This window comes from Chryseobacterium sp. MDT2-18 (genome assembly GCF_030815285.1).
GTDB classification, from domain to species: domain Bacteria; phylum Bacteroidota; class Bacteroidia; order Flavobacteriales; family Weeksellaceae; genus Kaistella; species Kaistella salivictor.
In genome coordinates, this window is the sequence record NZ_JAUSWQ010000003.1 from 1 (window position 1) to 12579 (window position 12579).

Sequence of the window (12579 nt, forward strand, 5' to 3'; positions counted from 1 at the left end):
GATGATCTGAACTTCTGAAAATTTACTGTTTTTCATAGTCTTTCAAATTTAAAAACTATATTTTTAAATGATCCTATTTTTGGGGAAGATTACAGGACCAGGTATAATCTGCACCAAATCTATATCTTCCGAATATCTTGCTTGTGGCTTTAAAAATAGTTTATGTAAAGCAGTTCCACCACGAAATGCTAAATTTTCATTTAGAAATGGATCAGAAAATAATTCTACAAGCATTCTTCCGATAATTAAATCTTGTTCTACTTGTCCATTTTCTGGCCAAGGAGCAAATTCTCTCCACTCTTCTATATATCTTCTCGGTATCATAAATCGTTTTCAATATTAATATTATTTATAATGCGCCATTTTGTATTTATTGTTCCTTCTTTATTTTTTCCTGGCATCAATGGGATGTTCGTTCCTTTTTTATCTGCAATGGTAGTATAGATTACTTGGCTTAACTTTTCATTTCCAAATTCGCACTCTAGCAAGTAACCCAAGCGTAGCACAGTTGCAATTTGGGGATAATTTTTAATAGTTTTGGCTAAATGACTTGGTTTTATAACTTCTATTAATTCTTTTAATATTGTTACCACTCTATTCATTCCTAATTTTTCCACGTAATACAACAAATCTAAAGCGGTGAGTTCTGGAGAAGAAACATTTACATAACCTGCATCCGTTTTCACTTGTATTATATCTTCTTTATTCCATTCGTTTTTTACAAAAAAATTGATTTTTATTTTCTGGTTTTTTATATCCCTTAACGCTGGTTTTTCTGTTATAACGAATGTTTCCATAGATTGTTGATGAGACGCACCGTGAATTGCCGCCGCCGATATTAACCCTAAATAATATTTTTTATTTAGTGATAGCATCATATCATCTAAATACATCGTAGCAGGAATAACTCCATAATTTGAGTATTCGGCCGGAAGAATTGTATAGAACCCTTTTCGGATTTGCACTATTTTCTTTTTAGTTTTCAATCGATATAGACTTTGGAGAATTGCCTTATCTGTTACATCAAATTTTCCCTTTAATTCTTCCAAAGTAAACGCATATCTTCCTTTAGAACGTACACTATCAATATATTCCTCTAAATAATTATATGTTTGAACTCCTTTTTCCACTTATATTTTGTTTGCTATCTACTACACAGTGTGTAGTGTTACGCAAATATAATATTTATTATTTTAATTGAAGATATTGTAAAATAATTTTAAAACTCATAAAACACCTTTTAGGTGATCAAATACCATTCATTCAAATCTTTAAAAGCCCGATACAACACCGAGCAATCTTCCACATTTTCATATTTGTTAATTATCTCTTCAGTTAAATTTTTCCCATTCAAATCATTGTCCAGGAAAAGTACAATTTTTTCATACTCCTTTAATTTTTCTTCAACTTTAAAAAAGATTGCAGTCGAATTTAATATCAGAAAATCAGAATTTGAAATTTGAACATTTGGTAAATTGAGATAGGTAAGAAAATCAAAAAAACCCTCGAAAATGCAAATTTCCTTTTTCTCGTTTTTGGAATTTTTGATTAAGGTTACATCCTTTTTGCCCAGACATATTTTGGAATATTTATTTCGGATTTCAACTCCTCCGGAATTATTATAAAAACCAATTCCAAAGTAATTCTTTCCTTCCATTTGATAGTGAATTTCTTTTACCAAATGTCTCTGCTCAAATACTTTTCTCGACTTTAAATATTCAATCAATGCCAAATGTCCAATTTCTTTTACTTTTAAAATTTCGTAACTCTTCTTAAGTATGTTGACATTTACCTTTAGTATTTGGTCGGAAGTGTCAAAGTTTTCCAAATATTTTAATGCATCTGAAATTGCACATTTTTTCACTTGCTGTACAATTGAAACTACATCGTAACTTTTTCCGGTTCCGAAATCAAAGGCTTTGTTTTTTGCAAAATCGACGCAAAAACTTGGCGTTTTCTCTTCCCGATCAATCGCGAAATAAAAAGCAGTTTTAGAATTTTGTTTCACAGGAAATAGATTAAACGATTCTAAAACAGTCCTAATGCTTACTATTTCTTTGATTTGTTCGCAATTCATTTTTTTTCTTTTTTAAAGCAAATTTTTATAATTGAAATTCTTTTTAGATAAAAAAAACTTTTGTTTACTTTTAAATCTCTTTTAATTATATAGCGTATCTCACTACCAAAAGTAGTTTACTCCATTTTTATAATGAGTCCAATTCCGAAAGTCGCAAGAGTCCAATTCCGTAAAAGAGACGAGTCCAATTCCGAAAAGCAGCCCTATTTCACATGAGTCCAATTCCGAAAGCACCGCTAATTGTCTATCAACTTATCAACAACATCTTTTTTAAACTGCAATGAATGAGTCCAATTCCGAAAAGCAACGTTCAAAATTGATAATTTTAACATTTTATTAACTTCAAAGAGTCCAATTCCGAAATGCGAATGAGTCCAATTCCGAAAATGAATGAGTCCAAATCCGAATTCAGATAATAACCGGATAGCCGTTCGGAAACAATTCTCCCATTTTTGTAGTGGCATAATTATCTTTGATAATCTTCTGTAGTTCGTGGAGAAAAGAACGACCTTGATAATCGGTTGATTTTTTTCTTAGCATTCTAGTTGTGCGTACAAATTCAACAAATGCTTTTTCAATTACATCTCTAGTTTGGGAAATATTTCTATAATGGTAAAAGAACTGAACCATTTCCTCTTCGTGCAAACCATACCTGTCTTTATAATAATTCAATCTTCTGCTAATCTTTAAATTCACCTTTGAAGCCTTTATAACTTCCCTACTATCTTCCTGGCTGTTGTTGTATGGATAAATGGTAATCAAATCTCTGTCGCATTTAAAATTGAAAGATAAATTGTTGTATTTATTTAGATTTAATCTGGCTGGTTTTAAAAATTTAAAACAAAAATCATTAGCTGTTTTATAATTCAGTCCAAATTTTTTATTGAACGTAGAAAGTTTTACAGACGTTCCCATTTCAGGGATTTTAGAGAGCCAAATTGCAAAGATGACATGTTTATTGTTGCGAATATTATATACCAAGTTGTATAATAAATAATTATATTCGGGGATAACCATTAGTTTTTTTAGCCAATAACTACTTATCAGAAATGTCGTATAACCTCTAACATCATAACTCGGAAGGGAAATCAGCCCACCATAAGTTTTAATTTCCTTTCCTTTTGAGTTTTCAGATTTGTACCAACCCATTTTAAATTTTGTAAGAAATTCGTAAGCTGCAACTACTTGTTTGGTAGATCCACTTGGAGAAATTTTACTGTTTCTAATTTTTATAGAAGCGAAAATATTGTTATCTGTCTGAAATTCTTCCTCAAATAGGGAAAGTTGATGCGGACGATCATTTGGACGAAATTGATTATTCCCAATGATAGAAATAATATTAAAGATTACCCGAAGAGCATTGATTGGAATATCTGCTGCTTCGCTATTTTCAAAAATAAAATCATCGACGAAAGTATTTCCCAATCGAATTTTATCAGGCACTCTTTCGCTGCTAGATTCAAATTCTTTCCGGATAATTCTCAGATCCTTATTGGGAATTGCCATAGATTTATCTCAAATTAGTACTTGTTTCTATTACAAATCATTCAGTCATTTATAAAACGGTTCGTTCACTATCATACAGAGTTTTTAGTCCATCATTTAATGCAAATATTTGTAAATCTCCATTCCAACTCCTTTAAAAACTCTCTTTTCTACTTTTCCAAAACGTAACATTTTAATTTTTTGAATTTCTGCCAGTATACCATTGATGGTAACTCTCTAATCGACCTTTAAATTCATTTTAGTTATTATGTTTGTTTTACAAATTACCCGTTATGTATTTGACTTAATTTTATGTTTCTTCACGATTAATATTGACTCTTGTAATATTTGGAATTTTGTGAATTAATGTTTTATCATCTTGAACAGTATCTTTTAAATAGGGTATCGTATTTTTCAATGCTGATTTCCAATTGGTGATTGGGCGGTCAAAATTATTTTTCCAGCCATTATTTATCCAATTTTCGTACTTAATCTTTACTTCAAAAATTAATTGATCATTATAACTATCAAGCGACTTTGCATGTTTTAAAAACTCTTCAAGTGTTGGTATGTCATTGATTCTTTCATTTTGAATTGTACTTTGCTTTATTTTCCGTTCAGGTTGAGTTTTTTCAAGGGAAGTAGTTTCTACCGGAAGATTCTCGGTCTTTTTAAATTTTAAAGTCTTCAAATCAATTTTCATGTCACTACGCGCGTCATTAAAAATTAAAGGATAATCAGAAATTAATTGAAAATCAGACGGTACCCCATTTCTGGATTGATAGCAAATAATTCCGAATTGGCGGAGTTTTTCTTTACAAACTTTCACAGTTTTTCTTGTCATTTTAAGTTCTCTACTCATTTGACTATCAGAAACACTAAATTTGTTATACCCTCTTTCTAATCCAATTTTTAGCAAATAAAAATAAACGGACAAAGTTGATAAACCTAATGATCTGTTCTCATTAAATTCCCAAATTCGATTTGTCAATTCAGTATAATTAAATTTCATTTTTTCCGAATAATTGTAAAGCTTTATCTTTATCTACAATAATAATATTACCGTTCTGTATTATTGCCTCATCCAGTATGCCAGATGATTTAATTTCCGATGCTTTAGACAATGAACAACCCAGCATTTTCGCTATACCCTTCAAGCCATATTCGTATTTCTTTTCTGCATTCAAAACTTTTGCAATTTCTAGAAATTCCTCAACCGTTAACTTCCAGATCGGTGTTTTAGGATCCATACTATTCATTTTAGACTACTATTCTTAAATTTATTGGTTAATCAGTTTTTTTTGAATGACCATGTTGTCTGTTTTTTTTGCTTTATAAATCCAGTTCCTTGCAGCGGATTGCCAACATTTCATGGTTTTATTATTACTCAATTTCCAATTCAAAGATTGATAGAAGGAGTAAAATTGATCAGCTTCATTACACTTCACATTTCGTTCTGTAAAATACAACTCCACTTCATATTGAGTTGGTATTGAAAATTTGTTCTCTACTATTAGTAGTAATTTTCTATTTGAGAATAATTCATTTTTTTCTACATTTCTACTTTCCAAGTCAATAATTTCAATCAAACTTCCTTTGGACGAGTCGTAACTAGGTAGATAAATAATAAATCCCGCCTGGTTTAGTTCTCTAATGCACTTGTGGTAAGTCGCAATAGATTTTATTTTACTTAATTTCATCACTTCTTCTCGGCAAATACGAAAAGAATTTTGAAAATGGTTTAAACTCCATAATTGGAAAAGAGAAACGTACATGCTGATATGAGATGGATACAATCGATCATCCTCAACAACCCGCTCAAAAAAACTGATGATATTTTTAGACTGTTTCATAATCAATGATTAACCATTAGTGTTTGAAATCCATAAGTAATTTCTCGATATCCTTATAATTGTAAAACAGCACCCCTCCTATTTTACTGTACGATAAGGTTCCGTTAATTCGCAGGTTTTGTAAGGTCCCCGCAGAGATATTTAAGAGCTTTCTGACCTCTGAGGTTCTAAGCCACAATTTTTCTTCTGTTTTCTTCCCCTGAAGTAACTTTTCAATACTTTCGAGCAGTTCAATTTTGAACTGTTGAAGATCTTCTTTGGTTATAATTGCTATTGCCATAATTTGAAATTATTTTATATGACAAATTTTGGTATTATTGATGAATTAAACCCCCAAGGTGTACCCAAGTTGGGTATTGATATTTTAAAGAAAGCTGAGTTAAAAGGAATTATCACCAGTTTTTTTCTTTAAACTTCAGAAAGCTCCAACAAAAATCAATAAAAAATTTTCCAAAAATATTGAGTTTATTGAATTGCTGCAAGGTGGGTGTTATAGTTCGAAAAATTTCTTATTCATCCTGCAAATCCATTTTGTTGTTCAACAAACTATGGAGATTATTTAAGAATTTTGTACGGGATGTTCTATTTTTTATTTCCAGGTATGTCCGATAAACATCACCGAGTTCCATATTGAAAACCGCCTCAAAATAAGCGCTGATTTCCTTGATATCGGCATTACCATTATTGAATGATCCTTTGCAGTGCAAGGCATAAATTAATTCAATCAGTGAAGTTTTATTATCTGTCCAGACCAGTTTTGTTTTGGGCGTGGATATTCGGTACTGCTCCTCCCCTTGCCTATTTAATTTCAGCAATTCATCATTGAGGTAAACTTCGAGAAGGTCATTTGCCTTGATTTTTGCGACTTTATAATCATGAGAAGTACTAAATCTTGCATCAGATTCAAAAACAAAAGAGTCTAAACTCAACTTAACGTCGAGTTTTCTACGAACAAAATATTTATGATCAAGGTACGTACTGTGGGTTCTGTAATATCCATAAAAATCGACATTTTCCTCAAAAAACTCTTTCAGTTTAATGAGTTCTGTCTGATAGTATTTTCGAATCATCTTTTCACCTCCACTTGGCTTGCGGGTTTCGATTCGATAGACTTCATTATGATATATTAATTTTGATAATATCAAGGGTTTACGGTTTTTGAAAAAATCTATTTCTTCACTGTCTGAGGGAAACTTAGTGCGTAAAACAAAAGATTTCAGTTTTTTTAATGTACTATTGATTTCCAGCATTGATTCTTCTGCTCTTTTTAGAGGTTTATCAGATTCTAAACTTAGAAATAGTAATCTGCTTTCCAATTCACTTTCGAGATTTGCAATGAACTTAACCATAGATATTTCATTTATACTCAAATGTATTACCCATCATTAATTCATTTGCTACACTGTAGATTAATAAACGTGGAAAGCGTAAAGAACTACACGAAAGTGTAGGTAGGTGAACATTAAAAAAAAGTAGATTTGACAAATTTTTCACAATGGACCGTTATTTAAGAAACCGCATTTACCTCAGTAACTGCGAGCAACAAAAATTAAAAAATTTCTCAATCGTTATTGCCGGGAGTGGAATCGGAAGCAATATCGCGGAATGTGCACTGCGTATCGGATTTGAAAAAATATGCATTATTGATGGTGACCTCATCGAAGACTCCAATCTCAACAGGCAAAATTACACTGAAGATCAGATTGGAACTTCAAAAGCTACCGCACTTTACGAAAGGCTAAAAAGCATCAATGCGAATGCGGAAATCAGCTTTATAAATGAGTTTATAAGTACTAACAATATGCCAGAAACAGGGAGATATAATGCTGGAATCAACGCATTGGATTATACCAATGAAGCACCTCGGCTATTTGATGAATCATGTTTTAACAGTGGTATTCCTGTTTTACATCCTTATAATGTCGGTTGGGGAGGATTAGTCACTGTTCTTTCACCGAAGGGACCACCTTTGCAATCAATTGAAAAATCCAGCAAATTTAATGAAGTAGACATGGTAGAATATGCTGCAAGTTACCAACGTTATTGGCAGAAACCACAGATATGGCTTGAAGAGGTAATTAATCAATACAAAAATGAAGAACTCACGCTACCACCGCCCCAGCTTGCTATCGGATCATGGTACGTCGCCGCGATGTGTACCCATCTTTTGGTAAAAATAGCTACAGGGAAGTTCTATAAAAAATTTCCGGAGTTCTATTTGAGTTCTTTATTTCAGGAAGAAGAAAATGGAAAAAATTCTATATTAAAGTAGCTTGTTGTTTTTTACGTAAGCTAATGCTTCACCCATATTTTTAACGTGCAATTTGTCAAAAAGTTTTCTTCGATGAAACTTAACGGTATCGACAGCGATACACATTCGATCTGCTATTTGGCCTATTGTTAATCCTTGTGCATGCAGGCGAACAGTCTGCAGTTCCCGTTCCGTTAATCTACTTTTATCCATTTTATTCCATACTCCGTCGGCTAAGTCGAGTTCCCAAAATGAATCTTCACCTGTCTTTGAAAGTAAAATATTTCCTGACGCAACGTTTGAAGAAAGAGAAACGACACATAGTGCTTTCCATATTTTACCTTCGGAAGTAATAAATATGGGGGTTAATTTGTGATTGATCAAAATCTTGTCTTTTCCAGTCTGCAAATTAAAATCATAGGAAATACTATAATTTTTCCGGTCCTGCAATGGTGTTCTGTTAAAAAAATCGAACCCTATCTCGTTTACTCTAATCAGCATTTCCAAGTCTTCCTTAGAGACATATTTAAAGTAAAAAGCATATCCCATCGCCATGACTTCCGAAGGAGTATGATTACATAGAAAAAGTGGATTATCCGACACATATTCGAACTCCTTTCTCTGATAGTCGATTACATACATGCTCATGTATGATAGCCTGGAGACAGCCCTTAAGGTTTCGAGATAGTTACCACTTTGAGCGTACTCTGCTTCCGATAAATAATTTACCGTATTCTTTCCTGAAAAGAACCTGTGTATTTCATCCATAACTAAGTGGGAATATTGTTGAACTTGTCTACACTATCGTGTAGTTTTTATGTTTATTTATCAAAATCTACACAAAAGTGTAGAAAATATCTGAAAACATCATAATATTTTTACCAAAATAATGTAAATATGATACACAATATAGAATATTATACGATGTGCCATGAAAATGTAGATGAATTAATTCAGTTTGTAATTAATGAAAACCATCTTCATCATCGCGAAATTGTAACAGCTGAACAAATAAATTCAATAAGACAAATATTATGTGCTGAAGAAAAACAATATTTTAACTCTCATATTTTCGTTGCAATGTCGAATAATATCATTTGTGGGAGCATCAGAATATTCCAAAAAACAGCTACCCAAATTTTACCTATAGAAAAAATTTTCAATATTAATGTTGAAGATTTAGCCAATGCGGGAACACCCATTTACCATATCGGTAGATTCGCACTATCCAAAGGAGCAGACAAGAGAGGTTTCCATATTTTTAAAACGCTGATTGCACTTGCACTGCAAGTTGCGCAACAAGGTCAAGGAGGAATTGTCTTTGCAGAATGTGACGTCAAATTATTGCGAACGATCCGGCTTTTAGGAATAGAGGCTGAAGCGATTGGTAAGCCTATACTCTATCTGGGATCTGAAACAGTTCCGATAAAATTACCTTGGGCCGGCTATCAAATTTTCCTGAACAAGAACAAGGATCTCCTAGTTAGTGAACTGCGGATATTCAGCCAAGAGCTTCCTGATATAAACCTATCATCATGAACACTTACCATCTTGATCTTTTACAGAAGCATCTTAAAAAAGCATTAGAACGCTACTGTCAACTTTGTGATTTTTCACCAGATCGACAGTATTATTCCAATGAAACTATCTTATCGCAAACCAAAGAAATTGTTCAACAGTATATCCGATTGTTTCAGACTCTCAATTTTTTAGATCGTCAAACGGAATACTATCATCATGGGTTTATCTTTACGTATCAGGAGACGGAGGAAGAGATCACAGCTAGTGGAGAGTATAAAGAAATCATAAAATTACTTCTTGAAGCCTACCAGCAGATGGCCGAATCAGCTTTCAAAGACCGGTTTTTTCTTCCTATACATGTTCAGCAAATCAATTCAGAGGAAATTCAAATTATTATAGGGATTGTGACTAAAGAGCAGCGAAGATACACTATTTCAGTCGTGGCTCATCAAACTGTTTATCCCAGCCCTCCAACTTCTATAAGAAATGACCGATACCATTACCTGGTCGAACTGCTGGAAACGTATGAGCCTGAAGAGAATGGAAGTTTAGAGTCTTTTGTAAATAGCAAAGGTCTTTCATATGTAAAAATCCGAAAAGACAGCAAGGCTATTTTCGGGAGTCCATTTTACCATCATTATCTCAAAACAAAGATGATCATTGTGCTGGAAGACCTCCTGCTCAGTACGCTGAGCTATAAGGAAATTGCCTACAAAAATGGCTTTACAGGTTACTACCGTCTCTACAGGTTATTTCATAAAATCTATGATTTTCCGTTTCATCTCGTCCCTCGAATCTCATTAAAAAACTGATTTCAGTACCGACTTTTATCATCTTGCCGAAATTCTTAGACCTAAAAACTGCATTATTGAACATATAATCATCATTATTAGACATAATAATGTTTTTATTAGACATACTTATGTTAATAAAGCATATGTATTTGAGAAAGGAATGTAGCAATTTTACATCATCAAACAGCGGTCATGAAAAATGTGATAAAAATACTACCCTTTACGATAAGCCTCTTCTTTGTGCTTCTCTGGTCCTATGCTGCGATCAGCAAAATAATTGTTTTCCGAAACTTTCGCAGTCAGCTGGGGCAGTCGCCAGGATTAGAGGCTTACGCAGGGCTTGTGGCGTCCGGTCTTATTTTCCTGCAACTGCTTGCCATTGGGATGATCTGTTATCGTTCCTACCGATTATTGGGTTTATGGATGACATTCGTGATTGTGACAGTCTTTACGGGATATAATGGTTTCATCTTGATGGACAGCAACAACCTTCCCTGTACCTGCATCGGACATTTTGAAAAGATGACGTGGAAAGGAAATTTGAATTTAAATATGGGATTAATGATCACTGCTCTTGTTGGCATTATTAGCATGAAGGCAGGGAGATCAAAAATGAAAAAATGAAAAGCGTGCACGCTTTTCAGAGTAGAATGTCATAGGCATTCAGTGAATTTTGTAAACAGTGAATTCCTGTTTGCAATACGGACGCAAAGCGGTTGACGAACCGGTAAGCACCGAGAAAAACAGTCTGTCATCGAAAGACAGAATACCGAACTTAATTTTTAAACTTCAAGTTTTTAAGGTAATCTTTTTCAGTAAAAAGACCACAAAATGAAAAATATAACATTTATAAAAAGTCACTTTTTAGTAGCAATCGCCCTGCTTACTGCAGGAGTTACAATGTCGTTTAAAATGGCAGATAGTAAGCCGTTGGCGACGACCCATTATTATGTCAGTGAAGACATGAGCGAGGGAGCGTTTAAAAACACTGCTAACTGGAATACGGTTAACAGTGACGGCGTGAACTGTGGCACCCTACAGATACGTCCGTGTAAAATTACTGTAGCAACGGGAAGTTCCTTAGGAACCGTACTTGGCAGCAAAACAAACAGTCAAGTATTGGGAATCTCGGAAGGCTTCAAACCTAATCCGTAGGACTACTCATTTAAAAAGAGGGGTGGGAATGATGTTCCCACCCTTTTTTTAGCGGTCATTTTGCGGCATCCCTGTCATTCCGATAATATCTTCCGGGATGGCAATGGCGTAACGAAGGTCGTTTGGTAAAAGTAAAAAAGTTTCACCGTTGACGGTTTTAGACAGAACAATGTTGGCGCCTTCACGATTATAGCGTTTGACATCTGCCCAACGCAAACCCCGGAAAAGCAATTCTTTTCGGCGTTCTTTTCGTATTAATGCGACCGCCTCATTTCTAGTGATGGCCGTAAAAGGTATAAAAGTTCCGGCTTTCCAGCGCCTTATCAATAACTGATTCAATACCTCCATACCTTCCTGTACCTTATTAAGTTGTGCATAGGCTTCCGCTACAGAAAGATATAGTTCATCGGTTGCTATGCAGGTCATTCTGCCGGAGCTGCCAGAATAATTTCCTTTGAAGAGCACTTCTTCTGTAGGAAGAATTCTGAAAAACAGGGTTTTTCGCAAATCGTCGGAATGATAAGATTGGTATAAAGCGGGATCAACTTTCGCTTTGGAACTCGTAAGAAAGGGAGAATAGGCCATTGAAGTAGGCAATAAAACTTCCTCATTCATCTCTTTGAAAGGATAGGATGCTGCCGCATTTAAACTGTTGTAATCCATCAACGTGTTGTAATTCAACAATGCTTCTTTTCCGTATTTCAACGCATTTTCATAATCTCCCATGTAGAGGTATGCTCTGGTAAGATAGCCTAAGGCCGTGACCTTCGAAGGTCGACTTACTGCTATCTGGTTTACAGGCAGAAGGGTCACCGCTGTATGCAGATCACTTAGGATATGATCATAGGTTTGTTGAAGAGAACTTCTTACCGAAGGAATATTGAGATCGGGATCTAATCTCAGCGGCAAACCTTTTCTCGTTGATGCAGACTGCTCGTCATAAGCAAGACACCAGATCTGGGCAGCTTCAAGATAAGAGGCCGCACGGAATACGAGCGCCTGACCTTTCAGATTATCAGCATTTGAAATCTGATAATGGTCAATATTATACAAAACGGTGTTGAAAATATTTATTTTAGCAAAACAGTTTTCCCAATCATTACCGGAAGCTAAAGATACGTGATCAGGTTGCCAAGTGTACAAGCGCTTTTGGGGTTCGGTGGGCATAGTATTGAAATCGGCATCTGAGACATAGATATCATCTGCGCAAATTTCACCACTTGTGGCGTTGATTCCCAAGACATAATAGCGGTCCAGCATTGCCTGATTATCCTCCAATGTTTCAGGGGTTGCCAAGCTGGAATCGGATTTTTCATCCAGATATCTGCTGCAGCTTATCATAAGGAATATTGCAGCAGTAAGAGAAAGGAAGTTTATCTTTTTCATGTTTTTTGATTTTTAAAATGAAGATCATTAGAATATTTTTAGGCTGTACTGATCCAG

General features: G+C 34.3%; 16 protein-coding genes. 5 read left to right on the forward strand and 11 right to left on the reverse strand.

The window, feature by feature from the left end:
• Positions 1 to 63: 63 nt before the first annotated feature.
• From QF004_RS03845 to QF004_RS03885, 9 genes are all read right to left on the reverse strand, one after another.
• On the reverse strand, positions 64 to 324 hold the full coding sequence (locus QF004_RS03845) for a nucleotidyl transferase AbiEii/AbiGii toxin family protein (RefSeq protein WP_307422914.1): 261 nt from the start codon (positions 322 to 324) through the stop codon (positions 64 to 66).
• Positions 321 to 1130 carry a type IV toxin-antitoxin system AbiEi family antitoxin gene (locus QF004_RS03850; RefSeq protein ID WP_307422917.1) on the reverse strand — a complete coding sequence of 270 codons (810 nt, stop codon included), beginning with the start codon at positions 1128 to 1130 and terminating at the stop codon, positions 321 to 323. The genes QF004_RS03845 and QF004_RS03850 overlap by 4 nt, the downstream gene beginning before the upstream one ends.
• Before the next feature lie 110 nt (positions 1131 to 1240).
• The gene (locus tag QF004_RS03855) at positions 1241 to 2077 is read right to left on the reverse strand and encodes a toprim domain-containing protein (RefSeq protein WP_307422920.1); all 837 of its coding nucleotides are present in this window, start codon (positions 2075 to 2077) and stop codon (positions 1241 to 1243) included.
• Between the two features lie 408 nt (positions 2078 to 2485).
• Complete coding sequence (locus tag QF004_RS03860) at positions 2486 to 3583, reverse strand: hypothetical protein (RefSeq protein WP_307422923.1); 1098 nt, start codon at positions 3581 to 3583, stop codon at positions 2486 to 2488.
• Between the two features lie 289 nt (positions 3584 to 3872).
• On the reverse strand, positions 3873 to 4574 hold the full coding sequence (locus tag QF004_RS03865; RefSeq protein ID WP_307422926.1) for a hypothetical protein: 702 nt from the start codon (positions 4572 to 4574) through the stop codon (positions 3873 to 3875).
• On the reverse strand, positions 4564 to 4821 hold the full coding sequence (locus QF004_RS03870) for a DUF3853 family protein (protein WP_307422929.1): 258 nt from the start codon (positions 4819 to 4821) through the stop codon (positions 4564 to 4566). The genes QF004_RS03865 and QF004_RS03870 overlap by 11 nt, the downstream gene beginning before the upstream one ends.
• A 21-nt stretch (positions 4822 to 4842) precedes the next feature.
• Positions 4843 to 5415 carry a hypothetical protein gene (locus QF004_RS03875; RefSeq protein WP_307422931.1) on the reverse strand — a complete coding sequence of 191 codons (573 nt, stop codon included), beginning with the start codon at positions 5413 to 5415 and terminating at the stop codon, positions 4843 to 4845.
• A gap of 16 nt (positions 5416 to 5431) precedes the next feature.
• Complete coding sequence (locus QF004_RS03880; protein WP_307422934.1) at positions 5432 to 5695, reverse strand: helix-turn-helix domain-containing protein; 264 nt, start codon at positions 5693 to 5695, stop codon at positions 5432 to 5434.
• A gap of 229 nt (positions 5696 to 5924) precedes the next feature.
• Positions 5925 to 6764: an RteC domain-containing protein gene (locus QF004_RS03885; RefSeq protein ID WP_307422936.1), complete on the reverse strand. Its 840-nt coding sequence runs from the start codon at positions 6762 to 6764 to the stop codon at positions 5925 to 5927.
• 146 nt (positions 6765 to 6910) lie between these two features.
• Between QF004_RS03885 and QF004_RS03890 the strand changes: the two genes are divergently transcribed.
• A complete protein-coding gene (locus QF004_RS03890) occupies positions 6911 to 7687 on the forward strand; it encodes a ThiF family adenylyltransferase (protein ID WP_307422939.1) in 777 nt (258 codons plus the stop codon).
• Here the strand turns inward: QF004_RS03890 and QF004_RS03895 are convergent.
• Complete coding sequence (locus QF004_RS03895) at positions 7679 to 8434, reverse strand: response regulator transcription factor (RefSeq protein ID WP_307422942.1); 756 nt, start codon at positions 8432 to 8434, stop codon at positions 7679 to 7681. The genes QF004_RS03890 and QF004_RS03895 overlap by 9 nt on opposite strands.
• A gap of 129 nt (positions 8435 to 8563) precedes the next feature.
• On the opposite strand from QF004_RS03895, the gene QF004_RS03900 reads away from it, so the two are divergent.
• From QF004_RS03900 to QF004_RS03915, 4 genes are all read left to right on the forward strand, one after another.
• Entirely contained in the window at positions 8564 to 9205 is a 642-nt protein-coding gene (locus QF004_RS03900; protein WP_307422946.1) for a hypothetical protein, read from the forward strand.
• Positions 9202 to 9999 carry a hypothetical protein gene (locus QF004_RS03905; RefSeq protein ID WP_307422950.1) on the forward strand — a complete coding sequence of 266 codons (798 nt, stop codon included), beginning with the start codon at positions 9202 to 9204 and terminating at the stop codon, positions 9997 to 9999. The genes QF004_RS03900 and QF004_RS03905 overlap by 4 nt, the downstream gene beginning before the upstream one ends.
• A gap of 174 nt (positions 10000 to 10173) precedes the next feature.
• Positions 10174 to 10605, forward strand: coding sequence for a MauE/DoxX family redox-associated membrane protein (locus QF004_RS03910; RefSeq protein ID WP_307422953.1), 432 nt, complete (start codon positions 10174 to 10176; stop codon positions 10603 to 10605).
• A 288-nt stretch (positions 10606 to 10893) separates the two neighbouring features.
• Positions 10894 to 11136, forward strand: coding sequence for a hypothetical protein (locus QF004_RS03915; protein ID WP_307422956.1), 243 nt, complete (start codon positions 10894 to 10896; stop codon positions 11134 to 11136).
• 48 nt (positions 11137 to 11184) lie between these two features.
• Here QF004_RS03915 and QF004_RS03920 read toward each other — a convergent pair whose 3' ends face one another.
• The gene (locus QF004_RS03920) at positions 11185 to 12522 is read right to left on the reverse strand and encodes a RagB/SusD family nutrient uptake outer membrane protein (RefSeq protein WP_307422958.1); all 1338 of its coding nucleotides are present in this window, start codon (positions 12520 to 12522) and stop codon (positions 11185 to 11187) included.
• Positions 12523 to 12579 lie beyond the last annotated feature (57 nt).